The organism is Nonomuraea sp. NPDC059023, assembly GCF_042740095.1.
GTDB lineage: Bacteria > Actinomycetota > Actinomycetes > Streptosporangiales > Streptosporangiaceae > Nonomuraea.
In genome coordinates this window covers 24,219-44,566 of sequence record NZ_JBHYIO010000045.1, presented here as the reverse complement: position 1 = coordinate 44,566, position 20,348 = coordinate 24,219, and the positions used below count along the sequence as shown (strand labels likewise).

Annotated in this window: 18 protein-coding genes and 1 riboswitch; of the genes, 12 read left to right on the top strand and 6 right to left on the bottom strand. The window is 72.0% G+C overall.

Annotated elements, in window-relative coordinates; translation table 11 throughout:
- Positions 1 to 56: 56 nt before the first annotated feature.
- Positions 57 to 956 (bottom strand): MBL fold metallo-hydrolase, encoded by a 900-nt coding sequence (locus ACFWYW_RS49310; RefSeq protein WP_379617486.1) that lies wholly within the window; start codon positions 954 to 956, stop codon positions 57 to 59.
- A 113-nt stretch (positions 957 to 1,069) separates the two neighbouring features.
- Here ACFWYW_RS49310 and ACFWYW_RS49305 point away from each other — a divergent pair, with 113 nt between their 5' ends.
- Entirely contained in the window at positions 1,070 to 1,933 is an 864-nt protein-coding gene (locus ACFWYW_RS49305) for a LysR substrate-binding domain-containing protein (protein WP_379617484.1), read from the top strand.
- Here ACFWYW_RS49305 and ACFWYW_RS49300 read toward each other — a convergent pair.
- Genes ACFWYW_RS49300 through ACFWYW_RS49290 form a run of 3 tightly spaced genes read right to left on the bottom strand, consistent with a single transcriptional unit; the run spans position 1,921 to position 5,061 of the window.
- Positions 1,921 to 3,093, bottom strand: a complete 1,173-nt coding sequence (locus ACFWYW_RS49300) for a glycosyltransferase family 4 protein (RefSeq protein ID WP_379617482.1) — start codon at positions 3,091 to 3,093, stop codon at positions 1,921 to 1,923. The two genes, ACFWYW_RS49305 and ACFWYW_RS49300, sit on opposite strands and share 13 nt — an antisense overlap.
- Positions 3,090 to 3,932, bottom strand: a complete 843-nt coding sequence (locus ACFWYW_RS49295; RefSeq protein WP_379617480.1) for a sulfotransferase family protein — start codon at positions 3,930 to 3,932, stop codon at positions 3,090 to 3,092. Before ACFWYW_RS49295 ends, ACFWYW_RS49300 begins: the two co-directional genes overlap by 4 nt.
- The gene (locus ACFWYW_RS49290) at positions 3,841 to 5,061 is read right to left on the bottom strand and encodes a hypothetical protein (protein WP_379617478.1); all 1,221 of its coding nucleotides are present in this window, start codon (positions 5,059 to 5,061) and stop codon (positions 3,841 to 3,843) included. The genes ACFWYW_RS49295 and ACFWYW_RS49290 overlap by 92 nt, the downstream gene beginning before the upstream one ends.
- A 206-nt stretch (positions 5,062 to 5,267) precedes the next feature.
- Here ACFWYW_RS49290 and ACFWYW_RS49285 point away from each other — a divergent pair, with 206 nt between their 5' ends.
- From ACFWYW_RS49285 to ACFWYW_RS49260, 6 genes are read left to right on the top strand one after another with little or no spacing between them, the layout of a single operon-like run.
- Positions 5,268 to 5,987 carry a GntR family transcriptional regulator gene (locus tag ACFWYW_RS49285; protein WP_379617476.1) on the top strand — a complete coding sequence of 240 codons (720 nt, stop codon included), beginning with the start codon at positions 5,268 to 5,270 and terminating at the stop codon, positions 5,985 to 5,987.
- A 2-nt stretch (positions 5,988 to 5,989) separates the two neighbouring features.
- Positions 5,990 to 6,217 carry a ferredoxin family protein gene (locus ACFWYW_RS49280; RefSeq protein ID WP_379617474.1) on the top strand — a complete coding sequence of 76 codons (228 nt, stop codon included), beginning with the start codon at positions 5,990 to 5,992 and terminating at the stop codon, positions 6,215 to 6,217.
- 16 nt (positions 6,218 to 6,233) lie between these two features.
- Positions 6,234 to 7,601, top strand: a complete 1,368-nt coding sequence (locus ACFWYW_RS49275) for an ABC transporter substrate-binding protein (RefSeq protein ID WP_379617472.1) — start codon at positions 6,234 to 6,236, stop codon at positions 7,599 to 7,601.
- Positions 7,598 to 8,368, top strand: coding sequence for an ABC transporter permease (locus ACFWYW_RS49270; RefSeq protein ID WP_379617470.1), 771 nt, complete (start codon positions 7,598 to 7,600; stop codon positions 8,366 to 8,368). Before ACFWYW_RS49275 ends, ACFWYW_RS49270 begins: the two co-directional genes overlap by 4 nt.
- Positions 8,365 to 9,105, top strand: coding sequence for an ABC transporter ATP-binding protein (locus ACFWYW_RS49265; RefSeq protein WP_379617468.1), 741 nt, complete (start codon positions 8,365 to 8,367; stop codon positions 9,103 to 9,105). The genes ACFWYW_RS49270 and ACFWYW_RS49265 overlap by 4 nt, the downstream gene beginning before the upstream one ends.
- Positions 9,106 to 11,754, top strand: a complete 2,649-nt coding sequence (locus tag ACFWYW_RS49260; RefSeq protein ID WP_379617466.1) for a fumarate reductase/succinate dehydrogenase flavoprotein subunit — start codon at positions 9,106 to 9,108, stop codon at positions 11,752 to 11,754.
- Positions 11,755 to 11,788: 34 nt separating this feature from the next.
- On the opposite strand, the gene ACFWYW_RS49255 is transcribed toward ACFWYW_RS49260, so the two are convergent.
- Entirely contained in the window at positions 11,789 to 12,400 is a 612-nt protein-coding gene (locus ACFWYW_RS49255) for a PepSY domain-containing protein (protein ID WP_379617464.1), read from the bottom strand.
- A 126-nt stretch (positions 12,401 to 12,526) separates the two neighbouring features.
- Positions 12,527 to 12,649, top strand: a riboswitch (cobalamin riboswitch).
- Positions 12,650 to 12,688: 39 nt separating this feature from the next.
- Between ACFWYW_RS49255 and ACFWYW_RS49250 the strand changes: the two genes are divergently transcribed.
- The 3 genes from ACFWYW_RS49250 to ACFWYW_RS49240 are packed head-to-tail and all read left to right on the top strand — an operon-like array spanning position 12,689 to position 15,503.
- Positions 12,689 to 13,699, top strand: coding sequence for an ABC transporter substrate-binding protein (locus ACFWYW_RS49250; protein WP_379617462.1), 1,011 nt, complete (start codon positions 12,689 to 12,691; stop codon positions 13,697 to 13,699).
- A complete protein-coding gene (locus tag ACFWYW_RS49245; RefSeq protein ID WP_379617460.1) occupies positions 13,696 to 14,733 on the top strand; it encodes a FecCD family ABC transporter permease in 1,038 nt (345 codons plus the stop codon). Before ACFWYW_RS49250 ends, ACFWYW_RS49245 begins: the two co-directional genes overlap by 4 nt.
- Positions 14,730 to 15,503 (top strand): ABC transporter ATP-binding protein, encoded by a 774-nt coding sequence (locus tag ACFWYW_RS49240; protein WP_379617458.1) that lies wholly within the window; start codon positions 14,730 to 14,732, stop codon positions 15,501 to 15,503. Before ACFWYW_RS49245 ends, ACFWYW_RS49240 begins: the two co-directional genes overlap by 4 nt.
- A gap of 36 nt (positions 15,504 to 15,539) precedes the next feature.
- On the opposite strand, the gene ACFWYW_RS49235 is transcribed toward ACFWYW_RS49240, so the two are convergent.
- Complete coding sequence (locus ACFWYW_RS49235; protein WP_379617456.1) at positions 15,540 to 18,971, bottom strand: AAA family ATPase; 3,432 nt, start codon at positions 18,969 to 18,971, stop codon at positions 15,540 to 15,542.
- Positions 18,972 to 19,073: 102 nt separating this feature from the next.
- On the opposite strand from ACFWYW_RS49235, the gene ACFWYW_RS49230 reads away from it, so the two are divergent.
- A complete protein-coding gene (locus tag ACFWYW_RS49230) occupies positions 19,074 to 20,123 on the top strand; it encodes a GTPase family protein (RefSeq protein WP_379617454.1) in 1,050 nt (349 codons plus the stop codon).
- Positions 20,124 to 20,138: 15 nt separating this feature from the next.
- Positions 20,139 to 20,348 carry a hypothetical protein gene (locus tag ACFWYW_RS49225; protein WP_379617452.1) on the top strand — a complete coding sequence of 70 codons (210 nt, stop codon included), beginning with the start codon at positions 20,139 to 20,141 and terminating at the stop codon, positions 20,346 to 20,348.

Sequence of the window (20,348 nt, the reverse complement as noted above, 5' to 3'; positions counted from 1 at the left end):
CCTGTCCCCGAAGACTGCTGTATAACATTGCACATGGCACATAGCACTTCAAGACCCTAGATCGGGCTCGGGTGCTCGGCGCACAGGCAGCCGACCCCGCGTTCGATCCACTCCCGCATCCGCCACTCGGGATGCCGTTCCACCAGGAGGGTGGTGACCTCGCGGGCGATCGTCTCCTCGGGCATGGCCGAGTCTCTGCGCCTCCAGGTCTCCTCGCGCAGTTCCTTGAGGTAGTCCCGGACCTCGGCCAGCAGGCGCGCGTCGCCGACGTCGCCGTGGCCCGGCACCACCACCCGGGGCCGCTCCCCGGACAGCCGCTCCATGACCTCGATCCAGCGCACGCCCGAGACGTCCGTGTCGTGCGGGGGAAACCACGGGAAGATGGCGAACTGCCCGGCCTCGGCCAGATCGCCGGTGAACATCACGCCGGCGTCGGGGACGGTGATCACCTGGTCGCCCTTGGTGTGCGCGCGCCCGGTGGGCCGCAGGCGCACGACCCGGCCGCCGAGGTCGAGTTCGTAGGAGCCGTCGTAGGTGACGTCCGGCGCGGGGACCCGGGCGCCCTCCAGTTCGCGGGCGACCGGCTCTCCCAATCCACCGAACATGGCGAGATATCCGGCGCCTTTGGCGGCCAGGTCGCCGGCCTGCGCCGCGTTCACGAGATAGGTCGCCGCCTCGCCGAACACGCTCGCGCCGAACGCGTGCTCGGGATGGAAATGGGTGGTGGTCAGGTACAGGCGGCGGCCCTTCGCGTATTCGGCGGCGAACGCGAGCACCTTCCCGGCGTTGCGCGGGCCCAGGCCGGTCTCGACGACCAGGACCGCCTGCGTGCCACCGATCACGCCGATGTTCGGCACCAGTTCCACGTCCCGGTTGGGGATCACCACGAGGTCGCGGCCCACTTCCTGAACGTCCGTGACGTCCACGACGGGATCGGGAAAGGAGTATTCGGACATGCGGCGCTCTCCTTGACATAGGGGACTGATCACGTCCAGTGCAGCACCGCGCCGGCCGCGCCGTCCAAGTCCGTCTGGGTGGCGCCGATACCGTGCGGGTATCGTCGCGGGTCATGGAGCTACGCACGCTGCGCTACTTCGTGGCGGTCGCCGAAGAACTCCACTTCGGCCGGGCCGCCGCCCGGTTGCACATGAGCCAGCCGCCGCTGAGCCGGGCCATCAGGCGGCTGGAGTCGGACCTGGACGCCACCCTGCTGCGCCGTTCCGCCGCTGGCGTCACTCTCACCGCCGCCGGCGCGGCGCTGCTGGACGACGCGCGCACCCTCCTCGACCAGGCCGACCGGGTACGCGCCCGCGTCGCCGTGGCCGCCGGGGCATCGTCGATCACCGTCGGCTTCCTGAGCGACAGCGCCGACCGGGGCGCGACGCGGCTGGCCACCGAGTACCGCCGGTCGCACCCCGGCGTCGAGGTCCGCATCCGCGACACCGACCTGACCGATCCGACCTGCGGGCTGCGCGCCGGACTGGTCGACGTGGCGCTGACCCGCGGGCCGTTCGACGAGAGCGGCCTGACCGTGCACCAGCTACGCGCCGACCCGGTGGGCGCGGTGCTGCGCGCCGACGACCCGCTGGCCGGCCGCGACCACCTGACCCTGGCCGACCTGGCCGACCGGCGCTGGTTCCAGTTCCCCGACGGGACCGACCCGATCTGGCAGGCGTACTGGAACGGGGGGCTGGCCAGGGAGGGGCCGGTGGTGCGGGCCGTACAGGAGTGTGTGCAGGCCGTGCTCTGGAACGGGACGGTCGGGCTGACCCCGCTCGGCCACCACCCGCCCGCGGAACTGGCCGTGGTGCCGCTGATCGACATGGCGCCCAGCCCGGTGGTGGTGGCGTGGAACGAGGGTGACACCAACCCGCTCATCCGCTCGTTCGTCCGGACCGCGGTGGCGAGCTACCGCGAGCGTCAGGGCCAGTAGCTGTCGGTGATCCGCTCGCCGCTCAGCAGTTCGCCGAAGAAGTCCTCCCACATCGGCATCACCACCTCGATCGCGTATCCGCCCGCGGTATTCGCCGCCGCCGCCCCCATCCGGAGGCGTTCGGCGCGGTCGGACATGAGGCGGTCGAGGGCGGCGGCGAAGGCGCCGACGTCCCCGGGGGCGATGATGAGGCCGTCGCGGCCGTCGGTCAGCACGTCGGCCGGGCCGGTCGGGCAGTCGAAGGCGACGATCGGCAGCGCGTGGGTCATGGCCTCGATCATGACCATGGGCAGGCCCTCGAAGCGGGAGCTCAGGGCGAAGACGGAGGCGCCGGCGAGCTTGGCGTCCAGGTTCTGGGTGCGGCCCATCAGGCGGGCCTTGGCCTGGAGGCCGTGGTCGCGGATGAGGGCGGTCAGCTGGGGGTGTTTGGGGCCGGTGCCGTAGATGCGGAGTCTCCACTCGGGGTGCCTGGCCGACACCTGGGCGAAGGCGGGGATGAGCAGGTCGAAGCCCTTCTGGTGGACCAGGCGGCCGGCCGCGATCACCACGGGGTTGTTCTGCGTGGCGGCGGCGGTGTCGGCGGTGTGCACGGCGTTGGGGATGCGGACGACGGGGGTGGCGGGCAGGGCGGTGCGGTACTCGTCCCGGCTGGCTGCGGTCAGGACGGCCACGGCGTCGAGCTTGGCGTAGTGGCGCAGGATCTGCGCGCGCACGGGCTCACGGTAGGCCGACAGCGGCATGTGCTCCTGCGCCACGCGGATCACCCGGCGCGAACCCCGGCGCGCGGCGATCAGGCTCAGCGCGGGCCGGGTGGTGACCAGGACGCCGCCGCGCACACCGGCCACGTAGTCGATGACGGAGCGTTCCACACGTTCGGTGAAATAGTCGGCGGCGAACTCGCCGAGCGGCACGATCTTGCCGCGCACGCGCCGCCACGCCTTGCGCGCCGTGGAGTCGGCGGCGATCCCGGCACGCTGGTCGACCAGCGTGGACACGCGCAGGCGCGGCTCGAAGGGGAAGTGCGGCTCGTCGCGGCGGCGTACCACGCTGACGACCTCCACCTCGTGCCCGAGGCGGGCCAGCGCCCCGGCCTGGCCGAGGACGGTGCGCACGGTGCCGCCCATGCCGTAGGCGTGCAGGAGCAGGTATCGGACTCTCATGGTGTGTATCCCCATGCCTCGCAGATGGGCCGGAGGATCTCCGGGGTGCCGGCCGGGGCCTCGCGCGCGGGCTGCACGACACCGGAGGCGATCTTGTCCGTCCAGTCGCCGAGGCCCTTGCGGATCACGTCTGGCCGGCCGTACTCGATCATGCCGGGCTCCCACGCGAGGCCGAGGAAGTCGCAGACGGCGCGGGTGGCACGCTCGGGGGCGGCGGTGAGGTCCTCGTAGCGGACGGTCGGTCCCGGCAGGGCCTGCCTCGCGCGCTGGACCGCGTTCATGTAGCGCAGCGCGTCGGCCGCCGCCTCCTCGCGGGTACGCCGCTCGGGCGCGGCCTCGTACCAGGAGGCGGCGATCGCGGCCGGATGCCGCACCAGGAACACGAACCGCGCGTCCGGCCAGCAGGTGGCGAGCCGCCGGTAGGCGAAGGCGTTGGCGGGCGTCTTGTCCACCAGGTACGGCTTGCCGCTGCGCACCAGCTCGCGATGGAGCACCCGGTCCCACAGCAGGTGTTCCAGATCGGCGCGATTGTGCCCGAGCTCGGTCATGGCGTGCTGCGCGAGCTTCGTCCCGAATCCGACGGTCAGGCGGCGGATGTGCAGCTCGTGCGGGGCGTGCAGCTGGGAGTGCGCGTTGAGCATCGCCCGCAGCAGCGTCGAGCCGGAGCGCACCGGGCAGATCACGAAGACCGGCGCGACGAGCAGCCGATCGGTGCCGGGATGGGCGGGCGGCCGGACGGTCCCGAGCTCAGCGGGACGGGTTCCCCCCTTTTCCGGGCGCTTGAGTTGGTATCCCGTGTACCTGGCCAGCGCCTTGTTGAACCTGCGCTGCCATGTCATGCCGCCGGACGGTACTCCGCGAATCTGAAGCCCAGCTGGCAGCCAGATCCTTTGCCCTTTTTAGGTTGTTTGCCGCGTTCCTATTGTTAAGAATCCTTCGAGAAACCCGGTCAAGGGAGTCAGGACAATGATCGCCTGGATTGTGTTGTTCTACGCAACGCTGACGGTCGTCGGAGTATGGGCGACCGTGCGGCTGACGTGCCCGCGCCGCCAGAAGCTCCCCGCCCCGCCCGACCCCTCGCGCCTCCCCGCCCGCACCTCCTAGCGGAACCTCCTTGCGGAACTTCAGCAGGAAGATGTTGCGCGGGTCGCGGCCCTGCCATTCGAGGATGGTGCGGTGGAAGGTGGACTCGGCCTGGTGTGACTGGATCGTCGCGCGCACGAGCCCGCTCGGGCTGAACTCCTCCATGACGAACTCCGAGATCGGAAGGTCGCAGATGAGGCGGCCGACGATGCGGTCCACGCCTTGGGTCGCCACCCTGCCCATCGTGAAGATGATGTAGTCGTGCTCGCGTTCTCTGGTGAACGTGTCGTTCCACCGGCAGCTGACCTTGAGGAAGAACTCGCCGCCCGGCGGCAGCGGGGGATCGAACGCGATCGCGATGGCCTTGAACAGGGGCATGTCCTTGACCAGCTCGACCTTCGGGTCCTCCTCCGGCCTGAGCATGTCCACGACCGTGATGTCGAGGGCCTTCGCGGTGGTCGGCCGGTCGCCGTAGAACTTGACGTGGAGCCGCTCTGACGGATGTTCCGTGGCGTTGTGCCCGCGCAGGGTCCAGTTGTACGTGCCGTCGTCACCGTGGATCGCGTACTCCTCGGTGACATGGGTGAAGTGGTGAACGTAGTCGGCGCGCGGCTCCTCGGTGAGGTAGGAGACGAAGCCGGACAGCACTTGGGTGAGGCTCTGCACGTTGGCGCTCTCCTTGGTGTGGGCCGTCAGCTTCTGGCAGCGGGCCTCCAGTTGCCGGATCTCCCTCTGTCCGGTGTAGATGCGGGTCGTCAGCATGGCCGTGATCACCAGGAGGGCGTACACCACCAAGGGGAGGATCTGCTGGGTCAGGTTCCAGATCGCCACCCCGAGACCCAGATATCCGACCAGTGCGCCGCCGAGTCCGGCGACCTGCGCCAAGCCCCACTTGTCGTGTTTCACTCGCCTCCTCCGCCGGAAGGTGTGAAAGATGCGGAAATATCGCCCAGCGTCAGAGGGTAGTCGAGTGGGTCTGACTCCGCAGGTAAGTGGCGGATCTTGGGTGGGTTGGCTGGTGGGGTGGGTGGGCTGGTGGCGCAATCTCGCCGTTATCCCTATTAACCTACCGGATTGCTAGGTTTGGCCGTGTGGAGACACGGCGACGGGCGGATCGGGCCCGGCAGGTGGCCGATCTGCTGCGCGGGCAGATCGTGGACGGGCAGTTCGGGCGTGGCCGGCTGCCCCGGGAGGCGGCGCTGGCGCGCGACTTCCGGATCTCGCGCAACACCGTCAGGGCCGCGCTCGATCTCCTGCGGGAGGAAGGGCTGGTCGAGCGGTGCCCGGGCGTGGGCACCACGGTGGCGGCGGAGAAGTATCCCCACGGGCTGCACCGGCTGCTCGGCCTCGCCGAGACCCTCCACGAACACGGCGAGGTGGTCAACCTCGTCCGGACCATGACCTTCATCGAGCCCCCGGCCGCGGTCAGCCGGCGGCTGCGGGTACCGCCGGGCGAGGAGGTCGTCTACCTCGAACGGCTCCGGCGGCTCAACGGCGTGCCGCTCTCCCTCGACCTCACGTACCTGGTGCGCGAGGTCGGGGAGCCGCTCTTCGACGCCGACCTGGCCCACAACGACATCTTCGTCCTGCTCGAAGCCATCGCCGGGCAGCCGCTCGGCACGGCCGAGCTCAGCCTGGAGGCGGTCAACGCCGACGCCCACACCGCCGCCGCGCTCGAAGCGCCGCGCGGCGCCGCGCTGCTCATGGTGGAGCGGCTCACCCACCTGTCCGACGGCCGCCCGGTCGACCTGGAGTTCATCCGCTTCAGGGGCGACCGGCTGACCATGCGCGGCCACCTGAACCGGGAGTAGCCATGGCTCTGATCACCCAGCGGGTCGAGGTGCCCGTCACCATCGACGAGACCCTCTGCATCGACGGCTGCACGCTCTGCGTGGAGGCCTGCCCGCTCGACTCGCTCGCGATCAGCGACGAGACGGGCAAGGCGTACATGCACGTCGACGAGTGCTGGTACTGCGGCCCGTGCGCGGCCCGCTGCCCCGTCGACGCCGTCACCATCGACATCCCCTACCTGCTGCGCTGAACTGAAAGGACGAGCCATGCGCGTGGTCCTCGCCGCCGCCCTCCTGCTGGCGCTCGCCGGCTGTTCACTCTCCGGTACGGCCGCCGCCCCCGGCAAGAAGAAGCTGGTCGTCGGCTACCAGTCCAAGACCATCAACACCGTGACCGCGGGAACCCTGCTGCGCGAGCTCGGCTACCTGGAAAAGCGCCTGCGCGGCGGGTACGCCGTCGAGTGGCAGGACCACGACACCGGCGCCCCGATCACCGCCAAGATGGTCGCCGGGAAGATCGACATCGGCTCGATGGGCGACTACCCGCTGCTGATCAACGCCGCCCGCGCCAAGAACACCGAGCTGGTCTCGATCACCGGCTACAACCTGCGCGGCGGCCTCAACATGGTGGTCGTCCCGCCCGCCTCGAAGGTCACCACCCTCGCCGGGCTCAAGGGCGCCAAGGTCTCGGCCAGCGTGGGCTCGGCCGGGCACGGCACGCTGGTCCAGGCGCTGGAGAAGGCCGGGCTCGACCCGGCGGCCGACGTCGAGGTGGTCAACCACCAGCCACCGGTCGGCGCCTCGCAACTGGAGGCCGGCGGCGTGCGGGCGTACGCGCAGTTCGTGGCCTGGCCGGGGCTGCTGGTCTTCCAGGACAAGGCCAAGCTGATCTACGACGGCTCCGCCCTGGGGGTGCCGACCTTCCACGGGGTGGTGGTCCGCGAGCCGTACGCGAAGGAGAATCCGCAGGTCGTGGACGCCTTCCTGAAGGCGCAGCTGGACGCCACCCGCTACCTGCACGAGAATCCGCTGCGCGCGGCGGAGCTGGTGGCGAAGGCGACCGGGCTGCCGCCCGAGGTGGTCTACCTGTACAACGGGCCCGGCGGCATCGCGACGTTCGACGTCACGCTCAAGCCGCAGCTGAAGGCCGCCCACCAGCACGACATCCCCTACCTCAAGCGCATCAGCCAGGACTTCGCGGGCGTGGACCTCTCCCGCTTCGTCAACGACTCCTACCTCCGCAAGGCGTACGGCCCCGCCTACGACGCCGACACCGCCTCGACCGCCAACCCGGCGAAGATCACCGGCACCGACCCGGCCTGTGGCGTCCCGGTGGCCGACCCGCGTACCGCCTCGGAACTCTGGCTGGCGGCGGGCGGCACCCAGCCCGCCGCCACCCCCACCTGCCTGCTGCGCCAGATCGCCGCCGCGGGAGCGGGAAAGGTCCGCGCGGCGTACGTGCCCGACGCCGCCACCGGCACCCGCTGGTTCGCCGACAAGGCGGTCTGGCTCCGGGAGAAGGACTCCTACCTGCCCTTCACCACCCGCGACGGCGCCGACGCCTACCGCGCGGCGCACCCGGGCGCCAAGCCCGTCACCTACGCCGAAGCCCTGGAGAAAGAGGCGGCGCGATGAGACAGGCCGCCAGGATCGGCTCGCTGCTGGCCGCCGCCGCGCTCTGGCAGGTGCTCACCGTCACCGACGCCCGCCTGTGGCTGCGCTTCGACCGGCTGCCGTCGCTGGACGAGGTCGCGGTGCGCTTCGCCGCCGAGCTGACCACCTCCCTGTACTACCTCGACCTGCTGCAGAGCCTGCTGCGCATCCTCACCGGCTTCGCCATCGCCGCCGTGGCCGGGGTCGCGGCGGGCGTGCTGGTCACCCGTTCGCGCCGGGCGGGGCCGGTGCTGCTGCCGCTGCTGGAGGTGGTGCGGCCGATCCCGGCCATCGCGCTGGTGCCGATCGCGATCCTGCTGTTCCCCGCCGACGAGCAGGGCATCGTCTTCATCACCTTCGCCGCCGCCTTCTTCCCGATCATGGTGAGCACGCGGCACGCCGTACGCGCGCTGCCGACGCTCTGGGAGGACGCGGTCAGGACGCTCGGCGCCGGTCGCCGCCACGTGCTGTGGCACGTCGTGCTGCCCGGCATCCTGCCCGGCGTGTTCGGCGGGCTGTCGGTCGGCATGGGCGTGGCCTGGATCTGCGTGATCTCCGCGGAGATGATCTCCGGCGCGTTCGGGGTCGGCTACCGCACCTGGAACTCCTACACGCTGGTCGACTACCCCGCCGTGATCGTCGGCATGGCCACCATCGGCCTGCTCGGCTGGCTCACCTCCGCCGCCGTCGAGCTGGCCGGGCGCCGGCTCACCCGCTGGCTGCCGCGCGGAGAAGGGAGCGTCGCGTGACCACGCTGACCGAGCGGCCCCCCGCCGTGCGCGGGCTGGCCTTCGCCGTCGAAGCGCTCACCCTCGGCTACGGCCGCGCGCCGGTGCTGCGCGAGCTGGACCTGGCGATCCGGCCGGGGGAGGTGCTGGCCGTGGCGGGCGCGTCGGGGTCGGGCAAGTCCACGCTGCTGCGCGCCCTGGCCGGGCTGCTTGCGTCCGCCGCGGGCCGGGTCCTGGCCGACGGCGTCGTGGTGTCCGCCACCTCCGCCGATCGCGCCATGGTCTTCCAGGACGACGGCCTGCTGCCCTGGCGGACCGTGCGGCGCAACGTGGAACTGCCGCTCGCGCTCAGGAAGGTGCCGCGGGCCGAGCGCCGGGCCGCGGCGGCGTCCTGGCTGGATCGCGTGGGCCTCACCGGGTCGGCGGACCTGCTGCCCCGCGAGCTGTCCGGCGGCATGCGGCAGCGGGTGCAGCTCGCCCGCGCGCTGGCCGGGGCGCCGCGGGCCGTACTCATGGACGAGCCCTTCGGCGCGCTGGACGCGCAGACCCGCGCCGAGATGCAGCGGCTCCTGCTCGGAGTGCTGCGTGAGACCCGCGCCACCGTCGTGTTCGTCACCCACGACGTGGACGAGGCGCTGCTGCTCGGCGACCGCGTCGCGGTGATCGGCGGCGGCGCGCTGCGCACGGTGATCGAGATCACCCGAGAAGAGGTCACCCGAGAAGACGACCTGCGCGCCCGCGTGCTGAAGGAGCTGTAGATGGAGATCCCCGAGCTGAGCGAGCGCCTGGAGCTGGAGTGCGAGGTGCTCGTCGTCGGCGGCGGCACCGCCGGCACGATGGCCGCGATCACCGCGGCCGAGCGCGGCGCCCGCGTCCTGCTCCTGGAGAAGGCCCACGTACGGCACAGCGGCGCCCTGGCCATGGGCATGGACGGCGTCAACAACGCGGTCATCCCCGGCAAGGCCACCCCCGAGGACTACGTCGCCGAGATCACCCGAGCCAACGACGGCATCGTCAACCAGAAGACGATCTACCAGACGGCCACGCGCGGCCACGAGATGGTCCGCCGCCTGGAAGGCTACGGCGTGAAGTTCGAGAAGGACGAGTACGGCGAGTACGCCGTGCGGCGCGTGCACCGCTCGGGCAGCTACGTCCTGCCGATGCCGGAGGGCAAGGACGTCAAGAAGGTCCTCTACCGGGTGCTGCGCAGGCGCGACATCCGGGACAAGGTCCGCATCGAGAACCGCGTCATGCCCGTGAGGGTCCTGGTCGAAGCCGGCCGGGCGGTGGGAATCGCCGGATTCGACACCCGCTCCGGCGCCTTCGTCACGGTCAGGGCGGGCGCGGTGATCCTGGCCACCGGCGCCTGCGGCCGCCTCGGCCTGCCGGCCAGCGGCTACCTGTACGGCACCTACGAGAACCCCACCAACGCCGGTGACGGCTACGCGATGGCCTACCACGCCGGGGCCGAGCTCAGCGGCATCGAGTGCTTCCAGATCAACCCGCTGATCAAGGACTACAACGGGCCCGCCTGCGCGTACGTGGCCAACCCGTTCGGCGGTTACCAGGTCAACAACAGGGGTGAGCGCTTCGTCGACTCCGACTACTGGTCGGGCCAGATGATGGCGGAGGTGGCGGCCGAGATCGCCTCGGCCCGCGGCCCCATCTACCTGAAGCTGACCCATCTGCCGGACGAGACGATCAGCGCGGTGGAGACGATCCTGCACTCGACCGAGCGGCCGACCAGGGGCACCTTCCACGCCGGGCGCGGGCACGACTACCGCACCCACGACGTCGAGATGCACATCTCCGAGATCGGCCTGTGCGGCGGCCACTCCGCCTCCGGCGTCTGGGTGGACGAGCACGGCCGGACCACCGTGCCCGGCCTGTACGCGGCGGGCGACCTGGCCTGCGTCCCCCACAACTACATGATCGGCGCCTTCGTCTTCGGCGACCTGGCCGGAGCCCACGCCGCCGCCGCGGCCACGCCCGTACCGGCGACCTTGCCGCTCGACCAGGTGAGCGCCGCCCACGAACTGGTCTACCGCCCGCTGCGCAACCCGGACGGACCGCCCCAGCAGCAGGTCGAGTACAAGCTGCGCCGCTTCGTCAACGACTACGTCGCCCCGCCCAAGACCGCCGCCAAGCTGGACCTCGCGCTGGAGTCGTTCGAGCGCATGCGCGAGGAGATCGCCGCGATGGGCGCCCGCACCCCGCACGAGCTGATGCGCTGCGCCGAGGTGGACTTCATCCGCGACTGCGCCGAGATGGCCGCCCGCGCCTCCCTCACCCGCACCGAGAGCCGCTGGGGCCTCTACCACGACCGCGCCGACCTGCCCGCCCGCGACGACGCCGCGTGGTTGTTCCACCTGAACCTGCGCAAGCGCGCCGACGGCGCGATGGAGTTCCTCAAGCGCCCGGTCGAGCCCTACCTCGTCCCGGTCGAGGAGTTCGCGCCGACCGCCGCCGCCCCCGCCGTCCTGGCCGCCCACACCTGCGCCCCGGTACGGCGGGCCGCCCCCGTCACCACCGGGCGCACCGGCGTGGGCCGCCGCTCCCCGCGCATACTCGAACTGCACCGCCTGGCCGAGCAACATCCCACCACCGAGCAGCTCGCCCCCTACCTGGCCGACCCCGACCCCAAGGTGCGCAGGGCCGCGATCGCCACCCTCACCGAGACCGTCCCCGACGGCGCCGGCCCCGCCCTGGTCGCCGCCCTCGCCGACGAGCACGGCACGGTACGCCGGGCCGCCGCCACCGGCCTGCGCGAGCTCGCCGAGGTGCTCCGCCCGCCCCTCGCCCTGGACGCGGCGCTGGCCGGCGGCGACGCGCTCGTCCGCGCCACCGCCCTGGACCTGCTGCGCGCGCTGCGCCTGGGCGGCAGAGACGTCTTCGCCGCCGCGACCGCCGACGCCGACCACCGGGTGCGCATCGAGGCCATCCGCGGCCTGGTCTCGCTGGACGAGCCCGACCTGGTGGCGGCCGCCGCCGGTGACCCGTCGCGGGAGGTACGGGTCTGGGTGGCCAAGGGGCTCGGCATCATCGGCAAGCCCGCGCCCGTGCTGGAGACGCTGGCCGCCGACGCCGACCCGCTGGTCAGGGCCGCCGCCCTGGAGTCGTCGGCCGGTGCGGGCGGGCCGCTGGTGGCGGCGGCCGTACAGGCGATGGACGACCCGCGGTGGCAGGTGCGGGTGGGCGCGGCCCGCGCGCTCGCCGCCGACCGCGCCAGCGCGCTGCCGCCGCTCGTGGCGGCGCTGTCGGACGAGAACCTCGACGTGCGCAAGGCGGCCGTGCTGGCGCTGACCCGCTGGGCCGGCACGGCGGCAGCGGGCGCGGCGCTGGAGGCGGCGCTGGGCGATCCGGACGCCGACGTGCGCGCTTACGCGCGACGGGCGCTGGCCGGGTAGCGCCGCCACGCCGCCTCTCCATCCCTCAGGCCGGTCAGCCGGTCGATTCCGGCTCGGCCGACGGCGAGACCACGCTGCCGTCGTCCGCGTTGACCTTGACCTTCGCCTTGGTGCCGTCGGCGGCGGTCACGTCGGCCTCCCAGACCACCGTGCCGTTGTCCCTGTCCAGGGACAGCTCGGTGATCTTGCCGTCCGGGTACTCGCCGGCGACCTTCTCCGCGGCGTCGGAGTAGCTGGTCTTGGCCGCCTCGGCGCGCGCCTTGTGCTTGGCCTTCTCCGCGTCGTCGTCGGCCTCCGCGGACGGCGTGCCGACGACCTTCCAGGTCATCGCGTCGACCCGGACCTTGCTCTCGGCGCCGTCCGCGCCGATGACGGTGACCTTCCACACGCCGTTGTCGGAGTCCAGGCCGGTGACCGTACCTTCGACGGAGGCCAGCGCGGCCTCGCCCGCCTTCTTGATGTCGTCGGCACCGGTACCGGCGCCCGGCGAGCCCATGTCGCTGGGATCGGCCGGCGGTGTGGCAGGACTCTGGACGGCGAGGCCGGCGGTGTTCTGGGCGCCCCCGGAACCGCAGGCCGCGATCGTGAACAGCGCGGCGGCGGCCGCGGCCGCGCGAATAGCGTACTTCTTAGAATTTTCCCCCATGACGTGCACGCTGCCCCGAATATCTCCTAGGCATTCCCGCAGGTCAGTAGATCATGAAGACGTACGGCCGGGCGGGCAGCGCTCCGGATATGCCACGATAGATCCCGAAATAGGCGACGGCGGATCGAGGAAGCCGGTGTGAACCCGGCGCGGTCCCGCCACTGTGATCGGCGAGCGAGCCCCGACGAAGCCACTGCCCCCGCGGGCGGGAAGGCCGGGGTGAGCGTTGACCCGAGAGCCAGGAGACTCACGCGGTCGCCACCTCACGACCTTGGGGCGGATCTCCCCATGAGAGGAACGGTGGACGGCATGTCCTTCCCCGCGAGCCCGCGCGCGCTCGTACCCCTGCTCGTCGCCTCGGCCCTGCTGGCCGGCTGTGCGAGCACCCCCGCACCCGCCGCCGAGCAGGCGGCCGGAGCCCCCGCCGGATTCCCCGTCACCGTCGTGAGCTGCGGCGTCAGCACCACCTACGAACGGCCGCCCCGCCGGGCCGTCGCGCTCAACCAGCACGCCACCGAGATCATGCTCGCGCTCGGGCTGGAGAAGTCGATGGCGGGCACCGCTTACCTCGATGACGCGATCTTGCCCGAGTACAAGGCGGCATATGACCGGATCAAGGTACTGGCCAAGGAGTACCCCTCCTTCGAGGCGTTGCTCTCGGCCGAGCCGGACTTCGTCTACGGCGGCTTCGAGAGCGCCTTCGACGCCAAGGAGGGCCGCGGCCGGGACGTGCTGGCCAAGTCCGGCATCGACACCCACGTCAACTCCGAGGAGTGCCCGAACGGCCCGGTCACCGCGGCCCAGGCCGAGGAGGAGATCCGTACCATCGGCCGCGTCTTCGGCGTCGGCGAGCGCGCGGAGCGGCAGGTCACCGCCATGCGCACCGTCCTGGACGGCGTCAAGAAGAAGCTCGGCGACGTCGAGCCGGCCAAGGTGTTCGTCTACGACTCCGGCGACAAGACCGCCTTCACCGCGGGCGGCGCCGGGATCGGCAACGAGATGATCAAGCTGGCCGGCGGCGCCAACCTCTTCGCCGACCTGCCCAAGGCCTGGGGAAACGTCTCCTTCGAGCAGGTCGCCGAACGCGCGCCCGAGATCATCGTCATCTACGACTACGGCCAGACCACGGTCGAGGCCAAGAAGAAGTTCCTGCTGGCCAGCCCGGCGCTCAAGGACGTGCCCGCGATCAAGAAGCAACGATTCGCCGTGCTGCCCCTGTCGTCGGCGGTCCTCGGGGTGCGGGTGCCGGCCGGGGTGGAGGCGCTCGCCCGGCAGATCCATCCGGACCGGTTCAAGTGACGCAGGCGGTACGGCGTGCGCCGTACCCGCTGATCCTCGCGGTGCTCGCCGCGCTACTGCTGCTGGCCGCGACGGCGGGCGTCGCGGCCGGGTCGGTCGGGCTGCCGTTCGGGGAGGTCTGGTCGATCCTGCTGCACCGGCTCCGGCTGCCGCTGGGCGAGCCCACCTGGCCGGCCGTGCGCGAGACGATCGTCATGAACGTACGGCTGCCGCGCGTGCTGCTCTGCGCGGTCGTCGGCGCCGGGCTGTCGGTCTGCGGCATGGCCCTGCAGGCGCTGGTGCGCAACCCGCTGGCCGACCCGATGCTGCTCGGCGTCTCCTCCGGCGGCACCGTCGGCGCGGTCTCCGTGATGGTGCTCAACCTGTCGGTGTTCGGCGCGCTGACACTGCCCCTGGCCGCCTTCGCCGGCGCCCTCCTCGCGCTCTTCCTCGTGTACGGCCTGGCCAGGGCGGGCGGCCGGATGACCACGATCCGGCTGGTGCTGGCCGGAGTCGCCACGGCCGAGGTGCTGTCGGCCGTGGCCAGCTTCCTCATCGTCACCTCCAACGACCCGCACAAGGCCGACTCGGCGCTGCGCTGGATGCTGGGCGGCCTGGCCGGCACCACCTGGGACCTGCTCTGGGTCCCGGCGGCCGCGGTCCTGCTCGGCACCGCCGTGCTGCTGGGCGTCAGCCGTCCGCTCAACCTGCTGCTGGCGGGGGAGGAGGCCGCCGCCGCGCTCGGGCTGGACGTGCACCGCTTCCGCGGCGCGATGTTCGTGCTCGTGGCGCTGATGATCGGCGCGATCGTCGCGGTCAGCGGGGCGATCGGGTTCGTCGGGCTGATGATGCCGCACGTGGTGAGGCTGCTGGTCGGCGCCGACCACCGGCGGGCGCTGCCGGCCGCCGCGCTGATGGGCGCCGCCTTCCTGATCGCCGCCGACCTCGCCGCCCGCAGCCTCATCGCCCCCGAGGAGATCCCGATCGGCATCCTGACCGCGGTGACGGGCGGGCCGTTCTTCCTGTGGCTCATGCGGAGAAAGGCGGCCCGATGACCCCCGGTGAGCTGCGCGCCGAAGGCGTGAGCGTCGTGGTGAACGGGCGGGCCCTGGTCAGCGAGGTCACCCTGGCCGTCGCGCCGGGGGAGCTCGTCGCGCTCGTGGGCCCGAACGGGGCGGGCAAGTCCACCCTCCTGCGGACCTTCTACCGCGCCATGCGGCCCACCTCCGGGCGGGTACTCCTGGACGGGCACGACATCTGGCGCATGCCGGCCAAGCGGCTGGCCCGTACGCTGGCCGCCGTTCTGCAGGAGTCGCCGGGTTCCTTCGAGCTGACCGTGCACGACGTGGTGTCGATGGCGCGCACGCCGTACAAGCGGCCCTTCGAGGGCGACGACGACTCCGACCGGAGCATCGTGCGGGGCGCGCTGACCGAGCTGGACGTCGCCGACCTGGCCGAGGCGCCCTTCGACCGGCTGTCGGGCGGGGAGAAGCAGCGCGTGCTCATCGCCCGCGCGCTCGCCCAGCAGCCGGGCACGATGATCCTCGACGAGCCGACCAACCACCTCGACCTGCGCCACCAGCTCGACGCCCTGCGGCTGGTGCGGCGGCTGGGCGTGACCGCCGTGGTCGCGCTGCACGACCTCAACCTGGCCGCCGCCTTCTGCGCGCGCATCTGCGTGATGGACGGCGGGCGGCTCGTCGCCGACGGCCCGCCCGCCGACGTCCTCACCGAGGACCTGCTGGCCGAGGTCTACCGGGTCTCGGCCGAGATCCGCCCCCATCCGCGCACCGGAGTGCCCCAGGTCAGCGTGCCCGGCGACTGACCAGCGCCTTGGTTCGGCGACTATCCGAGCAGGGCCCTAGTCCGGTGGTGGGCCTAGCAGGGCTCGGGCCCGCGTCGCCAGGGAGGTCATGCCGCAGGGGAGCGCGGTCTGCAGGACCTTTTCCACCAGGGGCGCCGCCTCCTCCGGGCGGCCCTCCAGCACCAGCGCCCTGGCCTGGTCGTAGCGGAGCCTGGCCAGCTGCGGGCGCATGCCGCCGGTGAACTCCTGCGCCGTCCGCAGCCGGCTCAGGGCCAGGTCGCGATCGCCCGCGGCCATCGCCGCCACCGCGCCGAACCGGGCCGCCGGGCCCATCAGCACCGTCGGCCACCCGGCCAGCGCGACCTCCCGCTCGTGCGGGGTGAACAGCTCCGACACCCGCGCGGCCAGCGCCGTCAGCTCACTCCCGCCCGCGCCGGCCTCGTGCAGGTTCCCGCACGACTCGGCCAGCAGGCTCAGCGTCGGCACCCGCCAGCCGTGCGGCGGGAACGCCGCGAAGCCCCGGGTGTCGTCGGCCAGTTCGGTGAACCCGTCCATCGCCTCGCCGTACCGGCCGGTCTCGGCGTGCGCCAGCACCAGCGCGGCCCGCCAGATCGGGAAGTAGCCGTGCTGCTCCACCCGGCCGGCCAGGTCGGAGCGCAGCAGCACCTCCAGCTCGCCGCGCTCGCGCAGCAGCCAGTAGACCTGGCCGTCCCAGGTCTGGCGCAGCGTGCCGGCGGGCAGTACCCGGGCCTCCTCCAGCTCCTTGACCGAGCGCTCCGCCTCGCCGAACAGCCGGGCCGCCGCCTCGTCGAACCGGCCGCGCCACAGGTCCATCAGCGTGTCGAGGGCGGTCTGCAGCCACTCGCCCAGGACGCGCGGATGGTCGGCGATCTGGCTGCGGTGCCGTTCCACCAGGGCGGCGGCGGGCTGCAGCGCGCCGAGCCGCATCTGGTCGATGGCCAGCGCCACCAGGGCCTCGCTGTGGAAGTAGGCCGAGCCCGCGCGGATGCCCGCGTCGTGCAGGGACTTGGAGATGCCCACCAACTCGGCGGGCGGCGCGAAGTCGTACAGGCCCCAGCGGCACTCGTTGAGCACCTCGCAGCGCACCTCGGGCGGGCAGCCGGGGCGCAACCCGGCCAGCGTACGGCGGGCCAGCTCCGGTCCGTCCAGCCACTCCCCGGCGACCGTGCCGGGGCCGACCGCCATCGTCGCCTTGTGCGCCAGGTGCGCGCTGAGCTGGGAACGCAGGTCGGCGGCCTCCTCCTCGTCGTCGTCGGCCAGCGCTTCGAGCGCGTCCTGCAGCAGGCGCAACAACTGCTCGTCGACCTGCCCGGGGTCCGTCCAGCGCCTGGCCAGCTGGACCGCGGCGCTCGCGCGCAGCCTCGGCAGCTCCGCCGCCGTGTCGTGGGCGTCGCGGTAGTGCACGCCGGCCGTGTGCATGTCGCCCTGGGCGTTGCGGACGTCGCCCAGCGTCATGAGCAGGCCGAACCTGGTCACCGGGCCGCTGGGCAGGCGCATGCCGTACTCGGCCCAGGAACGCGCGGAGCCGACGCCGAAGGCGGCGAGCTCGGCGCGCGCGGCGGTCAGGCAGGCGGTGGCGACCTGCTCGTCGGGCACGTCGGGGCGGGCGGCGCGGGCGTGCACGGCCATGCGCACGGGAAGGTCGGCGGTCACCCGCTCGGCCGTGCGCAGGTGCTCACCGAGCACCTCGAACGCCCGCTTGTGCAGCCGCCTGGCCAGGGCCGGGTCCTCCTCCAGCGTGGCCAGGACCTCCTCGCGCCACAGCTCGTAACGGAAGCGCACGCCGCTGTGCGCCTCCACCGCGCGCTGCGTGACGGCCTCGGCCTGCTGCCTGTCGGCTTCGGCCGGTTCCAGCCCGAGCACCGCGGCGACCAGCGCGGTGTCGATCTCGCCTCCTCCGCAGGTGATCGCCGCCGCCGCCAGCCATGGCAGCAGCGGGCCCGGCCGCCGGCCGAAGCCGGGCAGGACCGACAGCTCGCCCTCGGAGTCGCGTACCTCGCACAACCGCTGCGGCAGCCCGCCCGTCAGCCGGAACGCCTCGGCCACCTCCCGCTCGGACGGCTCGCGCCCCCACACGGCGGCCAGCCACGCGGCCACGTCGAGCGGGCCCAGCGGACCCACGGTCACCGGCGACGCCGGGGCCTCGCGCCACGGTCCCTCCGGCCGCCCGGCCAGTACGAAGCCCACGGCCGCCTCGCCGAGCCCGCGGCGTACCTCGACCAGCAGGTCGCAGGCCGCGCGGCTGAGCAGCTCCGCGTTGTCGAAGGCGACGATCAGCCCGCCGCCCCTGGCCGCCCAGCGCAGCAGGCCGGCCAGCAGCGACAGCAGGCGCTGCCGGAAGTCCTCCAGGACCGCGGGCGCGGGGGAGCCGGGCATGGCCGAGATGAAGTCGACGAGCGTGCGGTGGTCGGCGGGGGCCAGCGGGTTGTCGCCCGTGCCCAGGTCGCGCTGGAGGCGCGCGTACACCATGCCGGCCAGCGAGCGCCACGGCTGCAGCTCGCCGCTGTCCTGGCAGCTCACCACCACCGTGCGCGGACGGCTGGCCGCCGTGCGCGCGGTCAGCTCGGCCAGCAGCCTGCTCTTGCCCGCGCCCGGCACGCCCCGCACCGCCAGCAGCCCCGGCAGGCCGGTGCGCAGCGCGAGCAGGGCGGCGAGATGTTCCTGCCTGCCGACCAGTTCGCCGGGCACCTCGGGCGCCCGCGTCCGCGCGCGCGTGCCGTCTGGCGGCCGGTGCACGTCCACGCCGTGCTCGTGCAGCAGCAACAGGGAGAACGCCCGGTCGACGGCCTCGTCGCGCGGGTGCCGTTCCTCCAGGAGGCTTTCGGCCGCCGCCGCGCCCTCGTCGCGCAGCGTGCGCATGAAGCGCAGCAGCCAGATCGGGCCCAGGCCGTCGTGCCCCTCGCCCACCGGCCCGGCCAGCAGCGCGGCGACCTCGTCGTAGCGGGCCAGGCGCAGCGCGGTCTGGGCGAGGTTGCGTACGAGGTCCAGGCGCAGCCGTTCCAGCCTGCGCGCGTGGCGCGCGCAGGCCTCGGGAAGACCTTCCCGCCACGACGCGTACGGCCGGCCGCGCCACTCCCCGGCCGCCTTCGCCAGAACGGCCAGCGCCCGCGCGTCGTCCCCGGCCCCGAGCCCGAGCAGGCCCTCCTTGACCGCGCGCTCGAAGCGGTGGGCGTCGACCACCTCGGACACGTCGCCGTCGAGCACGTACTCGTTGGAGCCCCGCTTGGAGCTGATGACGAGCCCGGCCCGCGCGAGGGTCGGGCGGAACCTGGACACCAGCGGCGCGATGCCCTCGCTGAGCGGCGCCTTGCCCTCCTCCCACAGGGCGTCGGTGAGGATGTCGCGCGAGACGGACCTTCCCGCCGCGATGAGCAGGGTGAGGAGTCTCGCGGTCTTGCCCGGCACTTGCTGCGGGCGCCCGTCCACGATCACTTCAGTACGGCCGAGCACCCGAATCTCAAACGTCACAGCGTCTCCACCCATCAATGCAAGATCATTGCAATGAGCGGCCCGCACAGTAGTAAACACGGCGATCGATGAAGTTTCTACCTATTGCGGGGGTGTTTGCTGATGTCACCGCCGAGGCATTTGTCGGCCGAGCAACTAGAGCGCATAAAAGCGGATGTTCTGCATAAATACGAAAAAGAGGCTTCTAAGCCGCTTTCTGTGGTCATCATGGGGCAGACCGGTGCCGGTAAGTCCTCGCTGCTCAACGTGCTGTTCGGTGCCGACCTCCCGACCGGTGACGTCCGCCCGGTCACCAAGGAGCCGGAAGCCATTCACCTTCCCGGAAAATCCGGCCATTCCCTTACTTTTTGGGATATGCCGGGAATAGGGGAATCGGTCGGCGCGGACGTCGATTATATGGCGATGTATAGGGAGAAACTCATCGGGTGTGACGTCGTCATCTGGGCGCTCCACTCCGACAACCGATCCACCACCTACGAGGCGTCCTGCCTGCGCCGCCTCCTGACCGCCGTAGGCGGCACAGGCAGCACCGGCGGCACAGACGGCACAGACGGCACAGACGGCGCTGCCCTGGCCAACAAGCTCACGTTCGTGATGACCAAGGTGGACATCCTCACGCCGCCGTCCTGGATCTTCGCCCTGCACCGCGACAGCGGCGTCTTCGCTCCCGGCGCCCGGCTGGCCGACAAGCTGGCCGCCAAGGCCCTGCACTACGAGGAAGTGTTCGTCCGGCCGTGGGCGCACGCCCTGGTCTCCACCACCTACAACCCCGGCGGCTTCGCCCACAGCGACGACCGCCTCGGCTACGACGACTACACCATCCGCTACCGCGGCTACGTCAGCGCGGAGGTGTGCCAGAACTACCAGCGCCGCTTCCCGGCCGAGGCCGAGGTGTTCGCCCGGCTGCGCGACAACCACCGCGTACTGGCCTGCTCGGCCCTGTTCCGCTTCAACCTGGCCCAGCTCATGGTGGCCGTGGTCAACAAGCTCGGCCCCGGCGCCACCGCCCGCTTCCGCCGTCTTCTCGGCGAGACGGAACGGCTGGCAGAAGTGCCCGTCGACACCATGCGCGGCCTCGGCAACTTCCTCATCTGGGACGGCGCCCGCAAGCTGCTCGACCTGTCCGACCCGACCCTGCCACCGAAGCTCTGAGAGGAGCGCCGATCCATGGCGACGATCAGCGACGAAGACATCCTGTACGCGGTCAACCAGCGCAGCAGACAGGACTCCGAATACCGCCGGCAACTCGACAAGGCCATCAAGCGCAAGGACGAGGACGACATCGCCCGCCTCGTCCGCAAGGCCGTCAAGAAGATCCTCGGCATCCTCGTGGACGTCACCTTCGACATCATCGAGCGCATCCTGGGGAGGTGGTGA

What these genes read in the sequence shown, in the direction of transcription:
- ACFWYW_RS49310 (WP_379617486.1), bottom strand. Translation starts at nt 956, where the DNA reads ATGTCCGAATACTCCTTTCCCGATCCCGTCGTGGACGTCACGGACGTT.
- ACFWYW_RS49305 (WP_379617484.1), top strand. Translation starts at nt 1,070, where the DNA reads ATGGAGCTACGCACGCTGCGCTACTTCGTGGCGGTCGCCGAAGAACTC.
- ACFWYW_RS49300 (WP_379617482.1), bottom strand. Translation starts at nt 3,093, where the DNA reads ATGAGAGTCCGATACCTGCTCCTGCACGCCTACGGCATGGGCGGCACC.
- ACFWYW_RS49295 (WP_379617480.1), bottom strand. Translation starts at nt 3,932, where the DNA reads ATGACATGGCAGCGCAGGTTCAACAAGGCGCTGGCCAGGTACACGGGA.
- ACFWYW_RS49280 (WP_379617474.1), top strand. Translation starts at nt 5,990, where the DNA reads ATGGCTCTGATCACCCAGCGGGTCGAGGTGCCCGTCACCATCGACGAG.
- ACFWYW_RS49275 (WP_379617472.1), top strand. Translation starts at nt 6,234, where the DNA reads ATGCGCGTGGTCCTCGCCGCCGCCCTCCTGCTGGCGCTCGCCGGCTGT.
- ACFWYW_RS49270 (WP_379617470.1), top strand. Translation starts at nt 7,598, where the DNA reads ATGAGACAGGCCGCCAGGATCGGCTCGCTGCTGGCCGCCGCCGCGCTC.
- ACFWYW_RS49260 (WP_379617466.1), top strand. Translation starts at nt 9,106, where the DNA reads ATGGAGATCCCCGAGCTGAGCGAGCGCCTGGAGCTGGAGTGCGAGGTG.
- ACFWYW_RS49255 (WP_379617464.1), bottom strand. Translation starts at nt 12,400, where the DNA reads ATGGGGGAAAATTCTAAGAAGTACGCTATTCGCGCGGCCGCGGCCGCC.
- ACFWYW_RS49250 (WP_379617462.1), top strand. Translation starts at nt 12,689, where the DNA reads ATGAGAGGAACGGTGGACGGCATGTCCTTCCCCGCGAGCCCGCGCGCG.
- ACFWYW_RS49240 (WP_379617458.1), top strand. Translation starts at nt 14,730, where the DNA reads ATGACCCCCGGTGAGCTGCGCGCCGAAGGCGTGAGCGTCGTGGTGAAC.
- ACFWYW_RS49230 (WP_379617454.1), top strand. Translation starts at nt 19,074, where the DNA reads ATGTCACCGCCGAGGCATTTGTCGGCCGAGCAACTAGAGCGCATAAAA.
- ACFWYW_RS49225 (WP_379617452.1), top strand. Translation starts at nt 20,139, where the DNA reads ATGGCGACGATCAGCGACGAAGACATCCTGTACGCGGTCAACCAGCGC.